The sequence below is a fragment of the Jiella sp. M17.18 genome (assembly GCF_041027365.1).
Taxonomy (GTDB): Bacteria; Pseudomonadota; Alphaproteobacteria; order Rhizobiales; family Rhizobiaceae; genus VKMB-3413.
Genome location: NZ_JBFTEH010000007.1, coordinates 250516 through 273564, shown reverse-complemented (window position 1 = coordinate 273564; position 23049 = coordinate 250516). Strand labels below are relative to the sequence as shown.

The following is a 23049-nucleotide window of genomic DNA, read 5'->3' as shown; positions in this document are numbered from 1 at the left end:
CAGCAAGGCGCTGCGCCGGCTGGAACTGTCCGCCGTGCGCCGCTTCACCCAATTCGCGCCCGTGAGGTTCCGATGTCCGATGAAGCCGGCCAGCTGGCCGAATATTCCGTGACCGACTACGAGGTCGGGCAGGACAACCTGCAGAAATTCGGCCTCGATATCCACAACCCGGTCTTCCCGATCTCGGCCAGCGTCATCATCGCGCTGGTCGCGTTCACGCTGCTGTTTCCCGGCGTTGCGGACGGCTTCTTCGGCTGGCTGCGCCCGGCGATCACCTCGACCTTCGACTGGGTCTTTCTGCTCGCCGGCGACGTCTTCGTCCTGTTCTCGCTGGCGCTGGTCGTCTCGCCGCTCGGCAGGATCCGGCTGGGAGGCGAGGGCGCCGAGCCCGAGTTCGGCTATTTCGGCTGGTTCGCCATGCTGTTCGCCGCCGGCATGGGCATCGGCCTGATGTTCTACGGCGTCTCCGAGCCGGTGACGCACTTCTCCGCCTCGCTGGCGGGCGGCCCCGATGCGCCGCTGATGGGCGCCGCTGGCGACACGGAGGCGGCGCGACGTCTCGGCATGGCCGCGACGATCTACCATTGGGCGCTGCACCCCTGGGCGATCTATGCAGTGGTGGCGCTGGCGCTCGCCTTCTTCAGCTACAACTGGGGCCTGCCGCTGACCATGCGCTCGGCCTTCTATCCGCTGTTCAAGGAGCGGATCTGGGGCTGGCCGGGCCATATCATCGACATCCTCGCCGTCTTCGCGACGCTGTTCGGACTCGCGACCTCGCTCGGCTTCGGCGCGGAGCAGGCGGTGGCCGGCCTGAACCATCTCTTCGGCATTCCCGACACCATGCTGTCGAACATCGTGCTGATCGTGCTGATCACCGGCGTCGCCCTGACCTCGGTGGTGGCGGGCCTCGACAGCGGCGTGAAGCGGCTGTCGGAGATCAACATGGTGCTGGCGCTGCTGCTTTTGCTCTTCGTCTTCTTCGTCGGGCCGACGCTCACGCTGTTGCGCGGCTTCTGGGGCAACACCATCGCCTATCTCACCGACATCGTGCCGCTGTCGAACCCGTTCGGCCGTATGGACGACGGCTACCGCACGGGGTGGACGACCTTCTACTGGGCCTGGTGGATGAGCTGGTCGCCCTTCGTGGGCATGTTCATCGCGCGCGTCTCGCGCGGGCGCACCGTGCGCGAGTTCATCACCTGCGTGCTGATCATCCCGACGGTGGTCTCGATCATCTGGATGACCGTCTTCGGCGGCACGGCGCTGACCGAGACCATCGGCGGCTTCCACGGCATCGTCGAGGCGGCGCTGGAGCTGAAGCTCTTCGTCATGCTGGAGCAGCTGCCGCTGACGACGATCACCTCCTTCCTCGGCATCGTGCTGGTGATCGTCTTCTTCGTCACCTCGTCGGATTCCGGCTCGCTGGTGATCGACACGATCACCGCCGGCGGTAAGGTCGACGCGCCGGTGCCGCAGCGCGTGTTCTGGGCAAGCTTCGAGGGGCTGGTCGCGATCACGCTCCTGATCGGCGGCGGGCTCGGCGCACTCCAGGCGGCGGCGATCGCCACCGGCTTCCCCTTCGCGCTGCTCCTCCTGGTGCTGTGCTGGTCGACCCTGCGCGGCCTCATGCAGGAGCGCCGGCACCCGTTCCTGCNCGGCGGCGATCGCCACCGGCTTCCCCTTCGCGCTGCTCCTCCTGGTGCTGTGCTGGTCGACCCTGCGCGGCCTCATGCAGGAGCGCCGGCACCCGTTCCTGCAGAATGCGCGGGCGGAAGCGGCGGCCGAGCCGAAGCCGGCGGAGTAGGGCAGGCAATCCCGGGGCGGCGCCGGCAATCCGGCCGCCGCGCCGACGCCTCACTGCCCGTCTCGCCCGGCGGTCCTGGCTTTGACGCGAGGCCGCGCCCGGCTATAGGGGGGGCATGCTTCAAGTACTCATCGTCGCGGCGGGCGGCGGCCTCGGAGCCGCGCTCCGTCATCTCGCCGGTCTTGCCGCGGTCCGGCTCCTGGGCGCCGGATTTCCCTGGGGAACCGCCTTCGTCAATGTGGTCGGCTCCTTCCTGATGGGGGTGCTCGTCGAGACCTTGGCAAAGCGTCTCGGGGCATCGGCCGAACTGCGGCTGTTCCTTGCCACCGGCTTCCTCGGCGGCTTCACCACCTTCTCCTCCTTCTCCCTCGACACCGCGGTGCTATACGAGCGCGGCGATCTCGCTCTGGCGGCGGCCTATGTCGCGGGGACGCTGCTCCTCGGCATTGCGGCGCTGTTTGCGGGGCTCGGACTGGTGCGCGCCATCGGGTGATGCCGATCCGCCGCCGTGAACGGATAATCTCCGCCCGGCAGCATCGGCGAGTCTCGCTTTCGCCGTGAAGACGCGGCAAGGACCTGCCGCAAGGCCGCCAATCTCCAAGGACGTTCCATGACCCGCAAGCAGAAGAAGGCGATCCGCCGCTTCGCCATCGCCATCCCGGTTCTCGTGCTCTGCCTGTGGCTGATCCCGATCGTCGCGCTCGTCTGGATCGCGGCCGGCCTGATCGACGTCGCCCGCAACAAGGGTAAGACGAAGCTGATGTACAGCCGCTACTTCATGGGCAACGGCATCCCGACCTGGCTGCTGTCGCCGTTCAACCTCCTGATCGACCTCGTCAGCTATCGCAATCCGGGCGTCTGGACCCTCGACGACTTCCCGCCGGCCTGGCGCGAGGAGATCGAGACGGTGCTGAACACCTTTCGGACCCGCAAGAGCGAGATCATCGCCGACATCGATTCGCAGTTCGCCGAGGGGCGGCGCGGCATGTATGTCTACCAGTGGTACGGCAAGCACTTCGTCGACAACGTCCCGGAGTTCAACCGCGACTTCAAATACGTCCGCACCATCGCGGTCTCGGTCTTCTCCGGCAAGGAATCGACCACCTGGCACTACGGCCCGCTGCGGCTGACGCTGCGGGTGCTCTTGAACCTCGCCCCGGCCGACAGCGACCGGGTGTTCATCGAGTGCAACGGCCGCAAGCACCTGTGGCGCGACGACCCGCTTTACATCTTCGACGACACGCTGTTCCACCAGTCGGTCAACGAGGTGGACGCGCGCCGCTACAACGTCTTCATGGACGTCATCCGCCCGAGCCCGGTGCCGGGCCTGCTCTCGGCGCTGCTCAGCGTGGTGTCGCTGATCGCCGACAAGATCAAGACCATGTTCTACAAGAACTGGAAGATGATCGACCGGCGCCGCGAAGCGGCGAAGACGCCGGCCTGAGGGGGCGGAGGCCGGAAGGCCGGCACGGCAGAAGAGACCGCTGCCCGCTTGCTTTCCCGAGGCTGCGATTTCGGTTAGAAGGTTGCCATGGACGATCTTCGAACAGAAGAGCTCGACGGCTTCCTTCAGCCTCTCCCCGATGGGCAGGTGACGCCGGAGCATCGGGCCTGGATGAACGAGCAGATCGACAGGACCCTCGCCAAGAAGGCGCAGGGCGAGATGACGTACACCTCGCTCGATCAGGTGCGCCGGACCTTCGACGTGGATGCATCTTAGGCTTTCCGACGATGCGGTCGCCGATCCGCAGATCCTGCGCGGCTATCTTCGTCCGCGCAGCCCGCAAGGCTATCGGCGCATCGTGAGCGCGATCTTCGCCGCCTTCGATCAGCTGGAAGTCTTTCCGCTCCTCGGGCGGGACGGCGAGGTTCCGGGAACGCGGGAATTGACGGTGCCGCGGACGCCGTTCCGCATCGTCTACAGCCTGCCCGATGCCTACCACATCGATGTGGAACGGGTGTTGCACGGGCGGCTGAGATATCCGCCGGACGACGTGTAGAACGGGTCTCGACAGGTCGGGCGCTTCTCATGAGACGGCCGGTCGACCGTCGCGGCGATCAGTCCGGTGGAGCAGCGTTGCCGATTGCTCCTCGCTTGGTTAGGACACGGCGCTGACACCGGGAGCAGCGGCGACATTCCGCGTCCGGCAGGACAGACGAGCAAGGCGGACAACGGATGGCATCGGTCGAGCAGCGACGGGTCGAGGAGGACGAGGCGGGGCTGCGGCTCGACCGCTGGTTCAAGCTGCATTATCCCGGCCTCGGCTTCGGCCATCTGCAGAAGCTGCTGCGCTCGGGCCAGATTCGCGTCGACGGCGGCCGGGCGAAATCCGACACGCGGGTCGAGCCGGGCCAGATGATCCGCGTGCCGCCGGTCGGCTCCGACGCCAAGGACGTTTCGACCAGGCCGCTGACCGCGAACACCATGCGCGACCGCCACGACGGCGACGTGCTCTCGCAGATGCTGATCTACGAGGACGACAAGGTCTTCGTCTTCAACAAGCCGGCCGGCCTCGCCGTGCAGGGCGGATCGGGAGTCTCGCGCCATGTGGACAAGATGCTGGAGGCCTGGCGCAACAAGAAGGGCGAGAAGCCGCGGCTCGTCCACCGGCTCGACCGCGACACCTCCGGCATCCTCGTCGTCGCGCGCACCCGCGGCGCGGCGGTGGCGCTGACCAAGGCGTTTCGCGAGCGCGACACCAAGAAGCACTATTGGGCGATCGTGAAGGGCGTGCCGGCGCCGCACGAGGGGCGGATCTCGACCTATCTCGTCAAGGAGCAGACGCCGGACGGCGACCGCATGCGCATCGCCAAGCACGGCGAGCCCGGCGCCGACCACGCGCTGACGCACTACCGGGTGGTCGACCAGGTGGCGCAGAACTTCGCCTGGCTGGAGATGGAGCCCTATACCGGGCGCACCCACCAGCTGCGCGTCCACGCGACGCATCTCGGCCACCCGATCCTCGGCGACCCGAAATATTTCGAGGCCGACACCAACTTCGAATTTCCCGGCGGCGTCCAGAAGCGGCTGCACCTCCATGCGCGGCGGATCGTCATCCCGCATCCAGACGGCGGCGTCATCGACCAGATCGCGCCGCTGCCGCAGCACATGGTGCAGACCTTCAACCTCTTCGGCTTCGACGAGGCGGAGCTCGCCGACTGATGAAGGCGATCCTGTTCGACTGCGACGGCACCATCGCCGACAGCTTTGCGACGATCTGCACGGTGATGCGCCGGGCCTTCGCCGCCGAGGGGCTGCCCGAGCCGGAGGATGCGGCGACGAAGGCGATCATCGGCCTGTCGCTGGAAGTCGCGATGGCCAGGCTGCATCCGGATGGCGTCGATGCGGATCATTCGCGGCTCGCCGCGGCCTATCGCGAGGCGTTCCACGCGACGCGGGCCGAGGCCGGGCATCGAGAGACGCTGTTTCCCGGCATGCGCGACCTCATCGACCGGCTGGCGGCGCGCGAGGACGTCGCGCTCGGCATGGTCACCGGCAAGTCGCGACGCGGCGTTGCCGCGATCTGCGAGGAGCACGGCATGGGCCACGTCTTCATCGCCTCGCGCACGGCCGACGACTGCCCGTCGAAGCCGCATCCGGCGATGGTCGAGGAGTGCTGCGCGGAACTCGGGCTCGAGACGACCGATGCGCTGGTGGTCGGCGACTCGATCTACGACATGGAGATGGCCCGCTCGGCCGGCGCGGCGGCGCTCGGCGTCGCCTGGGGCACGCATCAGGCGGACCGGCTGCTCTCCGCCGGCGCCTTCGCGGTCGCCGAGGATGTCGCTGCTCTCGACCGGCTGATCGGAGACTGGCTCGCCGGCGCCCGGACAGCTGCGACGGCTTGAGGGCCGACGCAGACGGTTCGTCTCGGGTCTTCGAGGCGGAAAATGCCGTTGCATCCCGGCGGCCTGTGCCGCAACGCTGACATTCCACGCGAACCGCAGAAGAGGTGACCGAATGTCCGAGATCGCCCGGCCGGAACTGCCGAAGCGCTTCTACCAGTCGGCGGAAGCGGCGGAGGCCGAGGGCGGCTTCACCGTCCGTCTCGACGGCCGCCCCGTGAAGACGCCGGCCCGCCAGCCGCTGGCTGTGCCGGTGCGCGCGATTGCCGAGGCCGTCGCTGCGGAGTTTGCGGCGCAGGAGGAGCGGATCGACCCCGCGACCATGCCGATGACCCGCCTCGTCAACACGATCGTCGACGGCATCGTGCCGAATCCGGACCCGGTCCGGGACGATATCGGGCGCTACGCCGAGACCGACATGCTGTTCTACCGCGCCGACGGGCCGGAGCGGCTGGTGGAGCGCCAGCGGCAGCGCTGGGACCCGATCCTTGATTGGGCGCATGACGCCTTCGGCGCGCGGTTCCTCCTCGCCGAGGGTGTCATGCATGTGGCGCAGCCCGAAGCCTCGCTCGCGGCGGTGCGCCGGCATCTGGCGGCGGAGACCGAGGCATTCCGCATCGCCGCGCTGCACCAGGCGACGACGCTGACCGGCTCGGCGCTGATCGCGCTGGCGCTCGCGGGCGGCCGCGTCTCGGCCGAGGAGGCCTGGGAGCTGGCGCATCTCGACGAGGACTGGAACATCGAGCAGTGGGGCGCCGACGAAGAGGCGATGGCAAGGCGGGCGCTTCGCTGGGAGGAGATGCGCGCGGCGGCGCTGATTCTCGAGGCGGTGTGACCCGTCTCATTGCTTGGCATAGCCGCCGGGGCCGAAAGTCGGTACCGGCCGCGCCGCCCGCAGCCTGTTCTTTCAGCGGCTGCTCTACGACGCCCTCATCGCCCTGCCGGGCACTTCTCCCCCCGGGGGAGAAGAACGCGGTGTCGGCCGTGGCGCCACTGCCTGCTGCACCTCATCCCCGGATGCGCTAGACAGACGGCGGAGCATGGCGTCTCTCCGCAACGGAGACGCTGGACACGCGGAGGAACGGGCGAATGCGCGACATGCTGGCGGAACTGGAAGCGCGGCGGGAGCGGGCGCGGGCGGGCGGCGGGGAGCGCCGCATCGGCGCCCAGCACGAGAAGGGCAAGCTCACCGCGCGCGAGCGCCTCACGGTCTTCCTCGACGAGGGCTCGTTCGAAGAGTTCGACATGTTCGTGCAGCACCGCGCGACCGACTTCGGCATGGCCGAGCAGCACGTGCCCGGCGACGGCGTCGTCACCGGCTGGGGCACGGTGAACGGGCGCACCGTCTTCGTCTTCGCCAAGGACTTCACCGTCTTCGGCGGTTCGCTGTCGGAAGCCCATGCCGAGAAGGTGCAGAAGGTGCAGGATCTGGCGCTGCGCAACCGCGCGCCGATCATCGGCTTCTACGATGCCGGCGGGGCGCGCATCCAGGAGGGCGTTGCGGCGCTCGGCGGCTATGCCGAGATCTTCCAGCGCAATGTGCTGGCCTCCGGCGTCATCCCGCAGATCTCCGTGATCATGGGCCCGTGCGCCGGCGGCGACGTCTATTCGCCGGCGATGACCGACTTCATCTTCATGGTGCGTGACACCTCCTACATGTTCGTCACCGGGCCGGATGTCGTGAAAACCGTGACCAACGAGACGGTGACGGCGGAGGAACTCGGCGGCGCCTCGATCCACACCGTCAAGTCCTCGATCGCCGACGGCGCCTATGACAACGACGTCGAGGCGCTGTTGCAGATGCGGCGTCTCATCGACTTCCTGCCCTCGTCGAACACCGCGCCGGTGCCGCAGCTGGAATACAGCCAGTCGGTGACTGCGGAGGACGCCTCGCTCGACACGCTGGTGCCGGACAACGCCAACAAGCCCTACAACATGAAGGAGCTGATCGCGAAGACCGTCGACGAGGGCGACTTCTTCGAGATCCAGGCGGCCTTTGCGAAAAACATCGTCACCGGCTTCGGCCGCATCGAAGGCCGCACCGTCGGCATCGTCGCCAACCAGCCGATGGTGCTCGCCGGCGTCCTCGATTCCGACGCCTCGCGCAAGGCGGCGCGCTTCGTGCGCTTCTGCGACTGCTTCTCCATCCCCGTCGTCACCTTCGTCGACGTGCCGGGCTTCCTGCCGGGCACGGCGCAGGAGCAGGGGGGGCTCATCAAGCACGGCGCGAAACTGCTGTTCGCCTATGGCGAGGCCACCGTGCCGAAGGTGACGCTGATCACCCGCAAGGCCTTCGGCGGCGCCTACGACGTCATGGCCTCCAAGCACCTGCGCGGCGACGTCAACTATGCCTGGCCGACGGCGCAGATCGCCGTGATGGGCGCCAAGGGCGCGGCCGAGATCATCTACCGCAAGGAAGCGGGCGATCCGGAGAAGCTCGCCGCGCATACCCGCGAATACGAAGAGCGGTTCCTCTCACCCTTCGTCGCCGCCGAGCGCGGCTATGTCGACGAGGTGATCATGCCGCATTCGACCCGCCGCCGGATCGCCCGGGCGCTGGCCATGCTGCGCAACAAGGATCTGGACAACCCCTGGAAGAAGCACGACAACATTCCGTTGTGAGGAGAGATGGCGGAGTTCAATCCTGCCAGTCTCCGACATATCTTTCGAGGCTCGGAGGGGCATCTTCGGGACACGCCGAGCAATCGGCAACTGCTGTTGGACACGGTCGCTCCTCGCTTTCTGCTCGGATCGGACCAATTCGGATCCACATGGTACGCCCGCGTGATCGGAACAGGGCAGGTTTGGGTTCTCGTCAGGAATGGCTATATCCGCAACGGTGGCATCAACGAGAAACATCGTTCGTTCAACGCGCTGACGGGACTGTCGGCAAAGGAGCCGGGTCATGGCCGAACTGACGACTGACCAAGCCTACCGTGCGATGTTCGAGTTCCTCAAGCGCTACTGGGAGCGGACGGGAGCCGACGATGTCGGTGCGCTGCTCAGCGATCTGCAGCTTTTCGAGGATGGGGTGTCCGGTGATCCGGCCGCGCTCCAGGATTGGCGAGACTGCGTCGCGTACGTCATGAAGACTGAGGGTCGGGAGGCTGCGGAATAGTCTTCCGCCCAACGCAAGTCCGGAGGGGCGTCGTCATCCTCGGGCTTCGTCCCGAGGATCCAGAACCGCGCTGCAGATTTCGACTGCTGGGCCCGGACTCCGAGTGTCTCCAGCGTGTGAGGCCGCAACTGGATCCTCGGGACGGGGCCCGAGGATGACGAAGCGTCGATGTCGGCACTCGTATCTGGAAGCGCTGAACGGCGGCTTCGCCGGATGTCGCGCGTTCGCGAGGGGAGACGGAGACGCGCGCATGAGAGGCGAAGTCCGAGGATGAGGGCCATCCCGGACCCGCAGCCTCAAATCCCCGCGAACCACTCGTAGCCGTTGTCCTCCCAGTAGCCGCCGTTCCCCCGGCCATAGGGCTTCAGCGTGTCGGTCACGGCGATCGCCTTGATGTATTTCGCCATCTTGTAGCCGAGCTGGCGCTCGACGCGGATGCGCAAGGGGGCGCCGTTCGAGACCGGCAGGGTCTGGTCGTTGAGGCCGTAGGCGAGGATCGTCTGGGGGTGGCGGGCGTCGAGGAGGTCGATCGATTCGTAGTATTTGATCGGACCGGCGAAGCCGTTCTCCATCGTGTCGTAGCAGCCGAAGACGACGTAGCGCGCACTCGGCTTCACCCCGGCCTGGTCGAGCACGGGGCCGAGCGGCGTACCGGTCCATTTGGCGATGCAGCTCCAGCCCTCGACGCAGTCGTGCCGCGTGATCTGGCTGCGCGCCGGCATCGCCCGGATCTCGTCGAGCGAGAGGGACAACGGCTTGTCGACGAGCCCGGTGATCGTCAGGCGGTAGTCGGCGAAGTTCGTCTGCACGAGCTGGAGATAGTCGGGGTCCTGCGGGTCGGTCGAGCCGTTCGGCCGCTGCGGCTGGCGGATCTCGCTCGCCGAATATTCCCGCGCGAGGCTGTCGGAGCCGAGCAGGAAGCGCTGCGCCCGGTAGGTCAGCGAGTTCGCCGCCTCCAGCGCGTTTCGGACCGTGCCGTCGCGGTCGCCGGTGAAGTCGAAACAGCCGGAAAGGGGGGCAGCGGAGGCGACCGCGGCGCCGGTCAGGAAGCGGCGGCGGTTGAGTTCGAACTTCGCCATCACTCGGTCTCCGGATCGGTGCGGTACCAGCCGGTGACGATCGAGCGCAGCTCGTTCAGCGGCCCGGCAAGGACCACCATGAGGATGTGGACGAGGAAGAAGAGGACGAGCGCCAGCATCACGACGAAATGGATCGTGCGCGCCGTCTGGCGGCCGCCGAAGAGGTCGAGCAGCCAGGGCGCCCAGGAGTCCATGCCCGGCGACATGGTGAGGCCGGTCGCGATCATCAGCGGCAGCGCGACGAACAGGACGGAGGCGTAGGAGAGCTTCTGCAGGACGTTGTAGCGCCCGTCGTGGTGGAAGCGAAGGCGGGCGTGGTCGGCGATGTCGCGCGGCAGGTTCTGGAGGTCCCGGCCGCGCGGGACGAGTTCGCCGGCGTGGCGGTTGAGAAGGCTGGCGATCAGCCAGACGATGAGCGTTCCGACCAGCACCCAGGCGAAGAAGAAATGGACGACGCGGCCGGTCGCAAGGTCCCGGTATCCCGGGATGGTCATCCAGCCGGGAAAGGTGCTCGGCACGAGGCTGCCGTCCTCCTGGCGCACCGCGCCGAGCCAGCCGGTGGTGTCGAAGCCGTGGCCGAAGAGCACTGTGCGCCCGGCAATCGAGCCGTCATTCGCCTGGACCGCGCCGATCGACAGGATGGAATTGTCGAAGCCGAAGCCCGACTGCTGGCCGATGTAGAGGTCCGGCCGGGCCTGGAAGATCTGCAGCCCGGAGAGCAGCATGAAGAACAGGGTGACCGCCCACAGCCAGTGGGTGATGCGGGTGGCGAGGCGCTGGCGGTAGATCAGCCTGCCGCCGGCCTCCGTTGTGCCCGCGGCGCCGGTCCGGTTCGGCAAGTCGTCCGCGGCCGACTCCTCGGTCCGGGCGAAGGCTCCGGAAGGCACCGCTCGTGCGGTCGCCCCGCGGGCGACGAGGCCGCCGTCCTGACGCATTCGTGTACCGGCGGTCGGCAACAAAAGCGTTTTCAACCGGTTGCGCTGAAACAGCCCAGTCGAGGAACCGTCCTGCATGCCCGTCTCCCATCTGATGCCCCGGATCGCGGGAATCGCGACCGCGGTGCCGCCTCATGCCTTGCCGCAGAGCGAGGTCGTCGCGCATGCCGCCGAGACCTTCGGCAACCGGTTCCGCGATTTCGAGCGCCTGCGCCCGGTCTTCGAGAACACCGGGATCATACAGCGCTATTCGGTACAGCCCTTCGAATGGTTTCACCGATCACAGAATTGGCAACAGCGCACGGAAGCCTACCTCGACGGCGCGACCGATCTCTTCCGCGATGCCGCGTCGCAGGCGATGGACGCCGCGGGCGTGACGGCCGGCGAGATCGATACCGTCGTCACCGTCTCCTCGACCGGCATCGCGACCCCGTCGCTGGAGGCGCGGGCCCATGCCGCGCTCGGCTTCCGGCCGGACGTGCGGCGGGTGCCGGTGTTCGGCCTCGGCTGTGCCGGCGGCGTGACGGGGCTCTCGCTCGCGGCGCGGCTCGCCCGCGCCGATCCGGGCTCCAAGGTGCTGCTCGTCGCCGTCGAGATCTGCACGCTCGCCTTCCGGGACGACGAACTGACCAAGAGCAACATCGTCGCGACGGCACTGTTCGGGGACGGTGCCGCCGGACTCGTGCTGACGGCGGACGAGGGCGAGGGCGCGCGGGTGGTCTCGTCCGGCGAGCATCTGTGGCCGGAGACGCTCGGCGTGATGGGCTGGCAGGTCGATCCCGTCGGCTTCAGCGCGATCTTCTCCGCCTCGATCCCCGACCTCGTCTCGCAGAAGATGCGGCCGGCCGTGGCCGCGTTCCTGGAGCGGCAGGACGAGGCGCTGGACGATCTGTCGGGCTTCGCCTTCCATCCCGGCGGCGCCAAGGTGGTCGAGGCGCTGGAGCAGGCCTTCGCGCTGCCGCAGGGCACGCTCAACGTCGAGCGCGAGACCTTGCGCGACTTCGGCAACATGTCGGCGCCGACGGTGCTCTTCGTCCTGCAGCGCAAGCTGGAGGAGGGGCTGCCGGGCCGCTCGCTGGTCTCGGCGCTCGGGCCCGGCTTCACCGGCAGCTTCGTCCGCCTCGATGCCTGACGCGGCGCTCGGCGCCGGCGCACCGCTCTGGGCGACGGCAGCGATCCTCGGCTACGTGACGCTGCAGCGGCTCGGCGAGTTGTGGATCGCGCGGCGGAACACGGCCCGGCTCCTGGCCGAGGGCGCGATCGAGGTGGCGGCGCCGCACTATGCGCTGATCGTCGCGGTGCATGCGGCCTGGCTGATCCTCCTCTGGATCTTCGCCTTCGGCCAACCGGTCCTCACCCTGCCGCTCGTCCTCTTCGCGCTCGTGCAGGCGCTGCGGTTCTGGACGCTGGCTTCGATCGGCCGCCGCTGGACGACGCGGATCCTGGTGAAGCCCGGCGAGCGGCTGGTCGCGAAGGGGCCCTACCGCTTCTTCCCGCATCCGAACTATGCCGTCGTCGTCCTGGAGATCGCGCTCCTGCCCTGCGTCTTCGGACTGTACGCGCTGGCGATCGCCTTCAGCCTGCTCAACGCCGGCGTTCTGGCGATCCGCATCCCGGCGGAGGAGCGGGCGTTGCGCCAGCACACGCGGGGGCGTCTCCGAGCGTCGGAGCCGGGGTAGCGTTCAGCTGCGTCCGGCCCGCTTGAACATCTGGTCGAGGCTCTGGCGGAAGCGCGAGCGGTCGGCAGGCGTGAAGCTCGCATTGTAGCCCTTCGATTCGCCGGTCTCGCGCAGATGCTGCTTGAAGGCGCGCATGGACAGCGCGTTGCCGATGGTCTCGGGCGTGAACTCGCGGCCGGTCGGTCCGAGTACCGCGGCCCCCTTGTCGAGCGCCCGTGCCGCGAGCGGAATGTCCGCCGTCACCACCAGGTCGCCGGCCTCGGCCGCCTCGACGATCCAGTCGTCGGCGGCGTCCGGCCCTTCCGCGACCGTGACGATGCGCGCATCCGGATAGCGCGACGGGCGCATGCCGCCGTTCGAGACCAGCACCGCCTCCGCGCCGTGCCGCACGGCGATCTCGATCGCCTCGTCCTTTACCGGGCAGGCGTCGGCATCGATCAGAAGTTTCGCCAAGCATCCTCCATTTCCATCGGTTCCTGACGGCACCGCTTCTCCATAGCCGCGGCGCCGGACTTCTGGCATGAGACGCCATGAGCACGATCATCGACCGCCTGGAGAACACACCCGCCGAAGCCCTGCGCGGCATCGTGATCATGGCGACGGCGTCGGCCTTCATCCCGCTGCTCGACGCCTTCGGCAAGATCCTCGTCACCACCTACCAGCTTCCGCCGAGCGAGGTCTCGCTCGTTCGCCTCACGCTTCAGGCGGCGATGATCCTGCCCATCATCCTCCTGCGCCAGGGCTGGAACGGCCTGAAGACGCGGAACCTCAAGGTCAACCTCTTGCGCGGCGCGCTGCTCGGGGTCGGCGGCATCGCCTTCTTCGGCGGCCTGAAGTTCATGCCGCTGGCGGACGCGACGGCGGTCTTCCTGATCGAGCCGATGGTCGTCACGCTGCTCTCGGCGCTGTTTCTGAAGGAGACCGTCGGCTGGCGGCGGATCCTCGCCGTCCTCGTCGGCTTCGCCGGCGCGCTGATCATCATCCGCCCGAGCTACGCCGCCTTCGGTCTCGCCTCGCTGCTGCCGGTCGCGGCGGCGACGGCCGTCGCCTTCTATCTGATCCTGTCGCGCCGGGTCTCGCGCGGCACCGGCGCGCTCGCCATGCTGTTCTATGCCGGGCTCGGCGGCGCGGCCCTGCTGGCGCTGCTGCATCTGGCGGGCTTCGCCCTCACCATTCCCGATCTCGACCTCGTCTGGCCGCGGGAGCCGGCGGCGTTCGCGCTGTTCCTCGTGATGGGGCTCATCGGGACGCTCGGCCACCTGATGTTCATCGAGGCCTACCGGCTCGCGCCGGCCTCGCTGGTCGCGCCGTTCAGCTATATCGAGATCGTCTCGGCGATCTTCCTCGGCTATGTCCTCTTCGCCGATCTGCCCGACGTGCCGAAGTTCCTCGGCATCGCCATCATCGTCGGCTCCGGCCTGTTCATCTATCTGCGCGAGCGGCGGCTGTCGCTGGCGGCCCAGCGCGCCCCGGCCGAGCACTGAGGCCGGCGAGGTCGGGCAGGGCGCGGCGCGCGGAAGCCGGACTGGCGACGCCTCAGCCCGTCGTCGCGTCGACCAGCGCTTCCAGCTGCGCGATCTCCGCCTCGATCGCGTCGCGCCGGCGATAGAGTTCCTCGAGCTTCAGCGCCACCGTGGCTGCGTCCGGATCGACCTCCTGGCGCGCCTCGCCATAGCCGGCCATCAGCCAGGCCGGCCCGACGCCGAGCGCCTCGGCGAGGCGGACCAGCTTCGAGGGCTTCGGCTCCGCCCGGTCCCGCTCCCAGCCGCGCATCGTCTCGGCCTTCACGCCGACCCGGCTCGCGAGCTCGGCGGTCGACAGGCCGAGCTTGCCGCGCATCCTCTGGATCCGTCCGCCCATCGTGTCGTCGTCGGTCCGCATGATCGGCTCGTCCATCGCCGGCAATCCCCTTCCGGTTCGCTTCGCACCCTCGTTTGTCCGTCCCCCGGCTTGCGGGATTTTCGTGCAAAGGTCAAAACCGATGCCTTGCCTTTGGTCACTCAGCGTCCCGGAGCCGCCGTCCCGACATGTTCAAGACCATCCTGATCGCCAACCGCGGCGAGATCGCCTGCCGCGTCATCCGCACCGCCAGAGCCATGGGCATCCGCACGGTGGCGGTCTATTCCGATGCCGACCGGGCGGCCGTGCATGTGGCGATGGCCGACGAGGCGGTGCATATCGGGCCGGCGCCGGCGGCCGAGAGCTACCTGAAGGCGGAGACGATCCTCGAAGCCTGCCGGGCGACCGGGGCCGAGGCCGTCCATCCCGGCTACGGCTTCCTCTCCGAGCGCGCATCCTTCTGCGAGCTTCTCGAAGACAACGGCATCACCTTCATCGGCCCGAAGCCGAAGGCGATCCGCGCCATGGGCGACAAGATCGAATCGAAGCGCTTCGCCGAGGCTGCCGGCGTCAACGTGGTGCCCGGCCATCTCGGCATCATCGAGGACGCCGGCGAGGCGGTGCGGATCGCCTCCGAGATCGGCTATCCCGTAATGATCAAGGCGTCCGCCGGCGGCGGCGGCAAGGGCATGCGCATCGCCTGGAACGACCGGGAATGCCGCGACGGCTTCGACCGCGCCCGCTCCGAGGCGCGATCCTCCTTCGGCGACGACCGGGTGTTCATCGAGAAGTTCGTCGTCGATCCCCGGCACATCGAGATCCAGGTGCTGGCCGACGCGCAGGGCAACGCGATCTTCCTCGGCGAACGCGAATGCTCGATCCAGCGGCGCAACCAGAAGGTCGTCGAGGAGGCGCCGTCACCGTTCCTCGACGAGGAAACGCGTGCGGCGATGGGCGCACAGGCCGTCGCGCTCGCCAAGGCCGTCGACTACCAGAGCGCCGGCACGGTGGAGTTCATCGTCGACCGGGAGAAGAACTTCTACTTCCTGGAGATGAACACCCGCCTGCAGGTGGAGCACCCCGTCACCGAGCTCGTCACCGGCATCGACCTCGTCGAGGCGATGATCCGGATCGCCGCCGGGGAGCCGCTGGAGATCCGGCAGGAGAACGTTCGGCTGAACGGCTGGGCGATCGAGAGCCGCATCTATGCCGAGGACCCGTTCCGCGGTTTCCTGCCCTCGATCGGCCGGCTGACGCGCTACCGGCCGCCGACCCCCGGCCTCGTCGGCGAGGCGACGGTGCGCAACGACACCGGCGTGACGGAAGGCTCGGAGATCTCGATGTTCTACGACCCGATGATCGCCAAGCTCTGCACCCATGCCGCGACCCGCGAGGCGGCCGTCGACGCGATGGGGCGGGCGCTCGGTGCCTTCGAGATCGACGGCATCGAGCACAACATTCACTTCCTCGCCGCCTTGATGCGCCATCCGCGCTGGCGCGAGGGCCGGCTGTCGACCGCCTTCATCGCGGAGGAATATCCGGACGGGTTCGAAAAGCCGGAGCCGAGCCCCGAGACGAAGCGCAAGGCGGCGATCGTCGCGACGACGATCGAGATCGCCCGCAAGCGCCGGCTCGACCGCCATATCGACCGGCTGCGCCCGCATTCCGGCACCCTGCCGCGTGACTGGGTGGCGAAGATCGAGGGCGACTATCTGGGCGTCGCGGTGGAGCGGGCAGGGGAGCCGGCTGGCCAGGAACTGCCCGCCGGCGAGGCCTTCTCTGTCGAATGCGGCGGCCAGCGCTCCGCCGTCGCCACCGGCTATCAGCCGGGCGAATCGCCTTGGACGGGGACGGTCGACGGCGTGGTCGTCACGGCGCAGGTGCGCGACCGGCTGAACGGTGTCGCGCTGTTCCTCGACGGCGTCTGGCTGGAGGCGAGGGTGATGACGCCGAGGGTCGCCGAACTCGACCGGCTGATGCCGGTGAAGCGGCCGCCCGACACCTCGAAGCTCCTGCTCTGCCCGATGCCGGGCCTCGTCGTCTCGATCGCCGTCTCCGAGGGGCAGGCGGTCAAGGCCGGCGAGACGCTCGCCGTCGTCGAGGCGATGAAGATGGAGAACATCCTCAGGGCCGAGCGCGACCTGACCGTCGCCGCCCTCAAGGCGCAGCCCGGCGACAGCCTGTCCGTCGACGCCGTGATCATGGAGTTCGAATAGGAGCGCATCGCGCCTATCCTCTCGGGGGCGAACGAGAGGAAGGTCGGCGATGAGGAAATCCGTGCATGTCGAGGTCTCCGGCCGCGTCCAGGGCGTCGGCTATCGCGCCTGGTGCGAGGCCGAGGCGAAACGGCTCGGCCTCTCCGGCTGGGTGCGCAATCGCCGCTCGGGAACCGTCGAGGCCGTCTTCAGCGGCGAGGCGGACGCCGTGGATGCGATGCTCGCCACGGCGCATGAGGGGCCGCGCGCGGCCCGAGTCGAAGCGGTGACGGTGCTGGGCGACGCGGAGCCGGTCGAGGGCCGGATGACGGTGCGTCCGACCGGCTAGGGTCGGGACGAGCTGAGACGCAATCGCTGCACCGGGCGCCCTCAGCCGGTGTGCGGCCAAGCATCGGAAAGCGAACCCGCCTGCCTCTGCCGCGTTTGCCGACGGTCATAGCCAACCGACGGGATTCGCCATGCCCACCGCATCCGCCTACCAGAATTTCGACAAGCTCTTCATCGCCGGGGAATGGCGCGCCGGCGGCGCAAAGCCGAGAGACGACATCAATCCCTGGACCGAGGAGACGCTGCTCGAGGCTCCGCAGGCCGATGCCGGCGACCTCGATGCCGCTTATCAGGCCGCGCAGAAGGCGCAGCCGGAATGGGCCGCCAAGCTGCCCTCGGAGCGCGCAGCGATCTTTGCCGCGGCGGCGCAAATCATGCAGGCGCGCCGCGGCGAGATCATCGACTGGCTGGTCAGGGAGGCCGGCTCGACGCGGCTGAAGGCGGCGCTGGAGTGGAAGGCGGTCAACGGCGTGATGCTGGAGGCGGCGAGCCTGCCCTATCTCGTCGAAGGCGCCATCCTGCCAAACGACACGCCGGGCAAGGAAAGCCGCGTCTACCGCAAGCCGGTCGGCGTCGTCGGGGTGATCTCGCCCTGGAACTGGCCGCTGCAGCTTTCCGCGCGCTCGGTCGCCCCGGCCATGGCGGTCGGCAACGCCGTGGTCCTGAAGCCGGCCTCGGACACGCCGATCACCGGCGGTCTCATCTTCGGCAAGCTGTTCGAGGAGGCGGGCCTGCCGCCGGGCATCCTCAACATCGTGCCGGGCCCCGGCAGCGAGATCGGCGACGCCTTCGTCAAGCATGCGATCCCGCGGGTGATCTCCTTCACCGGCTCGACGCCGGTCGGGCGCGGCATCGGCCAGCTCGCCTACGAGGCCGACACCATCAAGCGGCTGGAACTGGAACTCGGCGGCGACAGCCCGATGGTCGTCCTCGCCGATGCCGACCTCGATCTCGCCGTGAAGGCGGCGGTCTTCGGCAAGTTCCTGCACCAGGGCCAGATCTGCATGATCGCCAACCGGCTGGTCGTCGAAGCGCCGATCTACGACGACTTCGTCGAGCGCTATGCGGCGGCGGTGCGGGCGCTGAAGATGAACGGCCCGGACGATCCCGAGACGGTCATCGGCCCGATCATCAACCGCAAGCAGCTGGAGAGCGTTGAGGAGACGATCGGCAAGGCGCGCGCGGCCGGCTACCGGCAGATGGCCGGCGGCGACCCAGACGGTCTCGTGCTGCCGCCGCATGTCTTCGCCGGCGTCGAACCGGAGGGCGCGCTGCACCGGCAGGAGATCTTCGGGCCCGTCGCTCCGGTGATTCGTGCCGCCGACGAGGCGGATGCGCTGCGGATCGCCAACGACACCGACTATGGCCTGTCCTCGGCGGTCTTCTCGGGCGATCTGGAGCGCGGCGTGCGCTTTGCCCGCCGGATCCAGGCTGGGATGGCGCATGTGAACGACCAGCCGGTGAACGACTTGCCGTTCAGCCCGTTCGGCGGCGAGAAGAACAGCGGCATCGGCCGGTTCAACGGCCGCTGGGCGGTGGACGCCTTCACCACCGAGCAGTGGGTCTCGGTGCAGCACGCGCCGCGCCCCTATCCGCTGGATGCGCGCGTGCTCGATCCGCAGGGCCCTGCGAGTTCCGGCGGCTGAGCCGAACGCTCCGCCACCACCGCTCGGTCAGGCGGTCGGCCCGAACACCGCTTCGAAGTTTTTCCGCAGCAGGCCGTCGACCTCCGGCATCGAGACGAGGATGCCGAGGTCGGCGAGGCTGGTGACGCCGTGGCCGCGGATGCCGCAGGGCACGATGCCGGAAAAATGCGACAGGTCCGGATCGACGTTGAGCGAGATGCCGTGGAAGGTCACCCAGCGGCGGACCCGGATGCCGATCGCCGCGACCTTGTCCTCCGCGACGGCGCCATCGGCGCCGTGCGCCCGCTCCGGCCGCTGCACCCAGACGCCGACGCGGTCCTCGCGCCGCTCGCCCCGGACCTGGAAATCGGCGAGCGTCGCGATGATCCAGGCTTCCAGCGCCGAGACGAAGGCACGGATGTCCTCGCGCCTGCGCTTCAGGTCGAGCAGCACATAGGCCACGCGCTGGCCCGGTCCGTGATAGGTGTATTCGCCGCCACGTCCGGCGGGGAAGACCGGGAATCGCGGATCAAGCAGGTCTTCGGGCCGCGCGCTCGTGCCCGCGGTGTAGAGCGGCGGATGCTCGACCAGATAGACCGTCTCGGGGGCCGTTCCCGCGGCGATCTCTGCGACCCGGCTCTCCATGAGGGCCAGTGCGTCGGAATAGGCCGTCAGCCCCTCCAGAACCGTCCATGCGACCGGTGGCGAGTCGGACGCCGGCCAGAATCGGTCGGCAGTGACGGCGAGCCGGGGCGATTGCGCCGGCGTATTGAATACGGTGTCCATGCCGCCAATCTAGCATCGTTCCAGACGGATTTTCAGGGGCGGCGCGCATCCTGCAGGAGATGACGAGGCCGCCGGATCATCTATCGTCCGCAAGCCCCTTGTGCGCCGCCGGAAGTCTTGTTACATGCGCGCCACCGATGGCGAAGCGCCCTCGGACACGGCGTGCGGTCGTGGCGGAATTGGTAGACGCGCAGCGTTGAGGTCGCTGTGGGGCAACCCGTGGAAGTTCGAGTCTTCTCGACCGCACCAGCCTTTTTCCTCGACATCATGAGACGGGTTCGACGCAGCGTCTGAGCGCTGCCGATGGCCGATGCGGAACGCGGTCGACCCGGTTTCCGCGGGGCCGGCGCTTGCGATTCGGCCGACGATCGTCGCACGGCCACCGCTCTTGCGCGAATAGCCTCTTACCTAGCGGCCGGCGCTGCCGGCGCACCGCCGTCCTTCGGCAGGATGCTGAGGTTGATTCGGATCGTCACGCGCTGCCGGCCGGCATAGATCATCCCTGAGGGGTCGCTGAGCGAGGTGTTGACCGAGCGAAGGCTGCAGTCGTCCGCGATCGTCTCGAGGAGGAGCCGACACTGGCGCCCCGCCAGCTCGTAGGCCGACCGCAGGAGCGCATCCCGATCCGATGGAGTGCTCCGCTCCGGATCGACATTGGACGTCATCTCCACCTGCACGCTGGCATGGGCGTCGGTCGTCCTGTTCCAGATGAACGGAGGCGCGTCTTTCGCAGCGGCGGTACCGCCCGCCAGTGTGGCGAACGCAGCCAGTGCCAGGGTTCCTGCTCTCATGTCCGCACCTCCCGATCATGCGGATGTTCGGCGGGAGCGATGAAGCCATCATGAATGTTTTCGGCCGAATTACCGAATCGTCGGGATTCGCGAGGCGCGTCAGGCGCGGTCTGATTCCCGCCTCGGGTCCCGCCATGACGGCAGATGCCCCGGACGGATCGGTCGGAACCGGTCCGTTTCGGTCCCGTTCGAGCCGCTTTTGCCGCGCTGCCGAAACTTCGATGACAAGCGCTTGACAGTCCCCGGCGTTCTCCGTAAACGAGCGCCACATCAGCCGCAGCGACAAGCCAGCGGCCGAGCGCGGGTGTAGCTCAGTCGGTTAGAGTGCCGGCCTGTCACGCCGGAGGTCGCGGGTTCGAGCCCCGTCACTCGCGCCATTTTCTTCCAGACGATCATCCAGTGATCTGTGATCAAGGTTCAGCGCGCCCGCGCAGGAGACGTCGCTGTAGCGCCCGTGTGTAACGGCCGCGCGTGTTGTCCGGCTGCTGCGCCGGGCAAGATTGCGCTCCTTCGGATCAGGAATCGCGCAGGCGATCCATCAGCGCCATCGCCGCATGCGGCGCCCGCGGCTTTCCCGACCGGATGAAGTAGACGAAGACGTCGCGCGGGCGATTCGGGGCAGGGTGGTCCGGATCGGCGCGTTGAAGGTCGTCCGGCTGCCCGCCCGCCGCCCAGATCCTTGCCCGCTCAGCCCACCGGTCCAGCGCCTGCGCCGGATAGGCGGTCGGGATCGTCTCGTCGCCCTTCTGGAGCCGGAGATAGACGAAGTCGGCGGTGACGTCCGCGATCTGCGGATAGTCGTCGCTCTCGGCCATCACGATGGCGGCGCCGGCCTTGCGGCAGAGGTCCACGAACTCGGGACAGGCGAAGCTCTGATGCCGCGGCTCGACGACGTGGCGCAGCGGGATCGCGCCCGCCTTCGCCGGCAGGAGCTTCAGGAAGGCCGCGAAGTCGTCGGGGTCGAACTGCTTCGTCGCCGCGAACTGCCAGAGCAGGGGGCCGAGCTTCTCGCCGAGCTCGGCGATGCCGGAATCGACGAAGCGCTGGATCGACTCGCCGCCCTCCGCCAGCACCTTGCGGTTCACCGCGTAGCGTGGCGCCTTCAGCGAAAAGACGAAGCCGTCCGGCACCTGCTCCGCCCAGGCGCCGAAGGTCTCCGGCTTCTGACTGCGATAGAAGGTGCCGTTGACCTCGATCGTCGTGAGCTTGGAGGCCGCATATTCCAGCTGCCGCTTCTTCGGCAGATCGGCGGGATAGAAGGTCTCGTCCCAGGGCTCGAAGGTCCAGCCGCCGATGCCGGTGCGGATTGTGCCGGAGCGCATAAGAGACCCTTTCTTGAACTTAGCTAAGAACAGCGATATCTAGCTAACATGGCCGTATTCAATATGCACCAAGCGAAGTCGGACCTGTCGAAGCTCATCGCCAGGGCCGAGGCGGGCGAGGAAGTCGTCATCGCGCGCCGCGGCAAGCCGGCGGCCAGGCTGGTTCCGCTCGTCGGCGCCGCGGAGCCGAAGGTGCGGCGCAAGCCGGGAGCCCTCGCGCATCTGCGGCCGATCCCGGACGGGCTGTTCTTTGATCCGCTTCCGGACGAGGAACTGCAGGCCTTCGAAAACGGCGACGAGCCTGACATCGCGTCTTGAGACTGCTGCTCGACACCCACGCCCTGTCCTGGTGGCTCTTCGGGAACCGGCGCCTGCCGCCTCGCGTCGCGCAGTTGATCGGGGGTGAAGCCGAAGAGGTCTTCGTCAGCGCGGTCTCGGCATTCGAACTTGCCACCAAGTACCGGCTCGGCAAGTGGCCCGAGGCAAGGACCCTCGTCGAGGGGTTCGAGGCGCTCGTTGGCGCGCAGGATTTCAAGATTCTTCCGATCACGGCGCGCCACGGCCTGCATGCTGGCCTTCTAGCGGGCGACCATCGCGACCCCTTCGACCGGCTGCTCGCTGCACAGGCCAGCCTGGAAGGCCTCACCCTGGTCTCGATCGATCGCGCGTTCCGCTCCCTTGGCGTATCGGCTCTCTGGGAGTGATCCAAGGTTCTGAGTGGGCCGGCGACGCTCGTACCGAGAGCGGCCTTCCGGCGACGCGCGATCAGCGCAATGGGAGTTCAGCAGCACTCGTCGTACCGGCTGGCGGATTCGGCACGGCTACGAAAGTCAGGGGCGAGAGGCGAGTCCCTGCGCTCGGTGACTATAAGCGGTCCCGTGACGTCCGGCGTCTGCTCGCCCCAGGAGGCGAAGGTCTCTGAATTTTGCGCCTGGTGAAACGTGCGGTTTACCTCGATCGTCGTGAGCTTAAAGGCCACATATTCCAGTTGCCGCTTCTTCGACAGGTCCGAAGGGTAGAAGGTCTTGTCCCCAGGGCTCGAAGGTCCAGCCGCCGATGCCGTTGCGGATGTGCGGGACGTGGCCATTTCTTCATCCGCTTAAAGCATCGCAAAGACTGCGCATGCGCTGACCCAACTCGAAAGCAGCCCGGTCGGTCCAACCTCGTTTGCGACTCGCGAAGTGATCAACCTGTCTAATCTCGACAGATGGAATGCGTGCACTCAACATCTGAAAGGCATTGCCATGATGGCAAACTACCAACCTCAGTGCCGGAATCTGTTGGAGCAGCTCGACAAGGTGGGATTGGGTTGCGGGTTGATGCGACGAGATATCCGGACTTGCATCCCAATAGAGGTTTGTTTCGATGCATTTACGGTCGCCGAGTCCGTCTAGGAACAATTCAATCCGCTTGCGAGTTGGGCTGACGGGAGTCCGCCTGCTCTTGCCCGGCTTCAGCGGTTTGCTCCGCCGCTCACTTTTGTAGGTTTCAAACCACCTTGCTTTGTCGAAGCCTTGACCGGGAACCCAGAACTCCCAGAAATCTGCTTCTAGAGCTGTGGCTGGATTATAGCCAACCAGAGCGACGTCACATTCTAGCGGCGAACCCTCGCAGATGAATGGACGGAGGCCGCTTGAGGGTGGAGCGACCTGCAGAAGATACCTTTCAAATTCAGAAAACAT

The 23049-nt window shown here is 67.7% G+C and carries 27 protein-coding genes, 2 tRNA genes and 1 pseudogene; 21 read left to right on the top strand and 9 right to left on the bottom strand.

What is annotated here, in order from left to right:
* Window positions 1-72: 72 nt before the first annotated feature.
* The 11 genes and pseudogenes from AB5S17_RS15115 to AB5S17_RS15065 form a co-directional block, all read left to right on the top strand.
* Window positions 73-1641, top strand: a pseudogene (locus AB5S17_RS15115) (BCCT family transporter); the annotation flags it as partial.
* A 278-nt stretch (window positions 1642-1919) separates the two neighbouring features.
* On the top strand, window positions 1920-2297 hold the full coding sequence (gene crcB / locus AB5S17_RS15110; RefSeq protein WP_369240777.1) for a fluoride efflux transporter CrcB: 378 nt from the start codon (window positions 1920-1922) through the stop codon (window positions 2295-2297).
* A gap of 117 nt (window positions 2298-2414) precedes the next feature.
* Complete coding sequence (locus tag AB5S17_RS15105) at window positions 2415-3248, top strand: aspartyl/asparaginyl beta-hydroxylase domain-containing protein (RefSeq protein WP_369240775.1); 834 nt, start codon at window positions 2415-2417, stop codon at window positions 3246-3248.
* Between the two features lie 87 nt (window positions 3249-3335).
* Window positions 3336-3524 (top strand): hypothetical protein, encoded by a 189-nt coding sequence (locus AB5S17_RS15100; RefSeq protein WP_369240773.1) that lies wholly within the window; start codon window positions 3336-3338, stop codon window positions 3522-3524.
* A complete protein-coding gene (locus AB5S17_RS15095; protein ID WP_369240771.1) occupies window positions 3514-3804 on the top strand; it encodes a type II toxin-antitoxin system RelE/ParE family toxin in 291 nt (96 codons plus the stop codon). The genes AB5S17_RS15100 and AB5S17_RS15095 overlap by 11 nt, the downstream gene beginning before the upstream one ends.
* Window positions 3805-3980: 176 nt before the next feature.
* The gene (locus tag AB5S17_RS15090; RefSeq protein ID WP_369240769.1) at window positions 3981-4967 is read left to right on the top strand and encodes an RluA family pseudouridine synthase; all 987 of its coding nucleotides are present in this window, start codon (window positions 3981-3983) and stop codon (window positions 4965-4967) included.
* Entirely contained in the window at window positions 4967-5653 is a 687-nt protein-coding gene (locus tag AB5S17_RS15085; RefSeq protein WP_369240767.1) for an HAD-IA family hydrolase, read from the top strand. Before AB5S17_RS15090 ends, AB5S17_RS15085 begins: the two co-directional genes overlap by 1 nt.
* Before the next feature lie 112 nt (window positions 5654-5765).
* On the top strand, window positions 5766-6485 hold the full coding sequence (locus AB5S17_RS15080) for an ATP12 family chaperone protein (RefSeq protein ID WP_369240765.1): 720 nt from the start codon (window positions 5766-5768) through the stop codon (window positions 6483-6485).
* 254 nt (window positions 6486-6739) lie between these two features.
* Complete coding sequence (locus AB5S17_RS15075; RefSeq protein WP_369240763.1) at window positions 6740-8272, top strand: acyl-CoA carboxylase subunit beta; 1533 nt, start codon at window positions 6740-6742, stop codon at window positions 8270-8272.
* A 6-nt stretch (window positions 8273-8278) separates the two neighbouring features.
* On the top strand, window positions 8279-8575 hold the full coding sequence (locus AB5S17_RS15070) for a hypothetical protein (RefSeq protein ID WP_369240761.1): 297 nt from the start codon (window positions 8279-8281) through the stop codon (window positions 8573-8575).
* Window positions 8556-8768: a hypothetical protein gene (locus tag AB5S17_RS15065; protein ID WP_369240759.1), complete on the top strand. Its 213-nt coding sequence runs from the start codon at window positions 8556-8558 to the stop codon at window positions 8766-8768. Before AB5S17_RS15070 ends, AB5S17_RS15065 begins: the two co-directional genes overlap by 20 nt.
* Before the next feature lie 296 nt (window positions 8769-9064).
* Here the strand turns inward: AB5S17_RS15065 and AB5S17_RS15060 are convergent, their stop codons facing one another.
* Both AB5S17_RS15060 and AB5S17_RS15055 read right to left on the bottom strand, forming a co-directional pair.
* On the bottom strand, window positions 9065-9847 hold the full coding sequence (locus AB5S17_RS15060) for a molybdopterin-binding protein (protein ID WP_369240757.1): 783 nt from the start codon (window positions 9845-9847) through the stop codon (window positions 9065-9067).
* A complete protein-coding gene (locus AB5S17_RS15055; RefSeq protein WP_369240755.1) occupies window positions 9847-10686 on the bottom strand; it encodes a cytochrome b/b6 domain-containing protein in 840 nt (279 codons plus the stop codon). Before AB5S17_RS15055 ends, AB5S17_RS15060 begins: the two co-directional genes overlap by 1 nt.
* 172 nt (window positions 10687-10858) lie before the next feature.
* On the opposite strand from AB5S17_RS15055, the gene AB5S17_RS15050 reads away from it, so the two are divergent.
* Window positions 10859-11914: a type III polyketide synthase gene (locus AB5S17_RS15050; RefSeq protein ID WP_369240753.1), complete on the top strand. Its 1056-nt coding sequence runs from the start codon at window positions 10859-10861 to the stop codon at window positions 11912-11914.
* The gene (locus AB5S17_RS15045) at window positions 11907-12461 is read left to right on the top strand and encodes an isoprenylcysteine carboxyl methyltransferase family protein (RefSeq protein WP_369240751.1); all 555 of its coding nucleotides are present in this window, start codon (window positions 11907-11909) and stop codon (window positions 12459-12461) included. The genes AB5S17_RS15050 and AB5S17_RS15045 overlap by 8 nt, the downstream gene beginning before the upstream one ends.
* A gap of 3 nt (window positions 12462-12464) precedes the next feature.
* Here the strand turns inward: AB5S17_RS15045 and AB5S17_RS15040 are convergent, their stop codons facing one another.
* On the bottom strand, window positions 12465-12914 hold the full coding sequence (locus tag AB5S17_RS15040) for a YaiI/YqxD family protein (RefSeq protein ID WP_369240749.1): 450 nt from the start codon (window positions 12912-12914) through the stop codon (window positions 12465-12467).
* 77 nt (window positions 12915-12991) lie between these two features.
* Between AB5S17_RS15040 and AB5S17_RS15035 the strand changes: the two genes are divergently transcribed.
* Window positions 12992-13945, top strand: a complete 954-nt coding sequence (locus AB5S17_RS15035; RefSeq protein WP_369240747.1) for a DMT family transporter — start codon at window positions 12992-12994, stop codon at window positions 13943-13945.
* Between the two features lie 52 nt (window positions 13946-13997).
* Here AB5S17_RS15035 and AB5S17_RS15030 read toward each other — a convergent pair whose 3' ends face one another.
* Window positions 13998-14357, bottom strand: a complete 360-nt coding sequence (locus tag AB5S17_RS15030) for a helix-turn-helix domain-containing protein (RefSeq protein ID WP_369240745.1) — start codon at window positions 14355-14357, stop codon at window positions 13998-14000.
* Window positions 14358-14488: 131 nt separating this feature from the next.
* Here AB5S17_RS15030 and AB5S17_RS15025 point away from each other — a divergent pair, with 131 nt between their 5' ends.
* From AB5S17_RS15025 to AB5S17_RS15015, 3 genes are all read left to right on the top strand, one after another.
* Window positions 14489-16516, top strand: a complete 2028-nt coding sequence (locus AB5S17_RS15025; protein ID WP_369240743.1) for an acetyl-CoA carboxylase biotin carboxylase subunit — start codon at window positions 14489-14491, stop codon at window positions 16514-16516.
* A 49-nt stretch (window positions 16517-16565) separates the two neighbouring features.
* On the top strand, window positions 16566-16844 hold the full coding sequence (locus tag AB5S17_RS15020) for an acylphosphatase (protein WP_369240741.1): 279 nt from the start codon (window positions 16566-16568) through the stop codon (window positions 16842-16844).
* A gap of 130 nt (window positions 16845-16974) precedes the next feature.
* A complete protein-coding gene (locus AB5S17_RS15015) occupies window positions 16975-18489 on the top strand; it encodes an aldehyde dehydrogenase family protein (RefSeq protein ID WP_369240739.1) in 1515 nt (504 codons plus the stop codon).
* A 27-nt stretch (window positions 18490-18516) separates the two neighbouring features.
* Here AB5S17_RS15015 and lipB read toward each other — a convergent pair whose 3' ends face one another.
* On the bottom strand, window positions 18517-19254 hold the full coding sequence (gene lipB / locus AB5S17_RS15010) for a lipoyl(octanoyl) transferase LipB (RefSeq protein WP_369240737.1): 738 nt from the start codon (window positions 19252-19254) through the stop codon (window positions 18517-18519).
* A gap of 164 nt (window positions 19255-19418) precedes the next feature.
* Between lipB and AB5S17_RS15005 the strand changes: the two genes are divergently transcribed.
* Window positions 19419-19503: transfer RNA gene (locus tag AB5S17_RS15005), tRNA-Leu, on the top strand.
* Window positions 19504-19658: 155 nt separating this feature from the next.
* Here AB5S17_RS15005 and AB5S17_RS15000 read toward each other — a convergent pair.
* Window positions 19659-20045 (bottom strand): hypothetical protein, encoded by a 387-nt coding sequence (locus AB5S17_RS15000; protein WP_369240735.1) that lies wholly within the window; start codon window positions 20043-20045, stop codon window positions 19659-19661.
* Window positions 20046-20345: 300 nt separating this feature from the next.
* Between AB5S17_RS15000 and AB5S17_RS14995 the strand changes: the two genes are divergently transcribed.
* Window positions 20346-20422: transfer RNA gene (locus AB5S17_RS14995), tRNA-Asp, on the top strand.
* Window positions 20423-20560: 138 nt separating this feature from the next.
* Here the strand turns inward: AB5S17_RS14995 and AB5S17_RS14990 are convergent.
* Window positions 20561-21367: a DUF72 domain-containing protein gene (locus tag AB5S17_RS14990; protein ID WP_369240733.1), complete on the bottom strand. Its 807-nt coding sequence runs from the start codon at window positions 21365-21367 to the stop codon at window positions 20561-20563.
* Between the two features lie 48 nt (window positions 21368-21415).
* On the opposite strand from AB5S17_RS14990, the gene AB5S17_RS14985 reads away from it, so the two are divergent.
* The gene (locus tag AB5S17_RS14985; RefSeq protein WP_369240731.1) at window positions 21416-21685 is read left to right on the top strand and encodes a type II toxin-antitoxin system Phd/YefM family antitoxin; all 270 of its coding nucleotides are present in this window, start codon (window positions 21416-21418) and stop codon (window positions 21683-21685) included.
* The gene (locus tag AB5S17_RS14980; RefSeq protein ID WP_369240729.1) at window positions 21682-22071 is read left to right on the top strand and encodes a type II toxin-antitoxin system VapC family toxin; all 390 of its coding nucleotides are present in this window, start codon (window positions 21682-21684) and stop codon (window positions 22069-22071) included. The genes AB5S17_RS14985 and AB5S17_RS14980 overlap by 4 nt, the downstream gene beginning before the upstream one ends.
* A 77-nt stretch (window positions 22072-22148) precedes the next feature.
* Here the strand turns inward: AB5S17_RS14980 and AB5S17_RS14975 are convergent, their stop codons facing one another.
* Window positions 22149-22454, bottom strand: coding sequence for a DUF72 domain-containing protein (locus AB5S17_RS14975; RefSeq protein WP_369240727.1), 306 nt, complete (start codon window positions 22452-22454; stop codon window positions 22149-22151).
* 4 nt (window positions 22455-22458) lie between these two features.
* The gene (locus AB5S17_RS14970) at window positions 22459-23049 is read right to left on the bottom strand and encodes a hypothetical protein (protein ID WP_369240725.1); all 591 of its coding nucleotides are present in this window, start codon (window positions 23047-23049) and stop codon (window positions 22459-22461) included.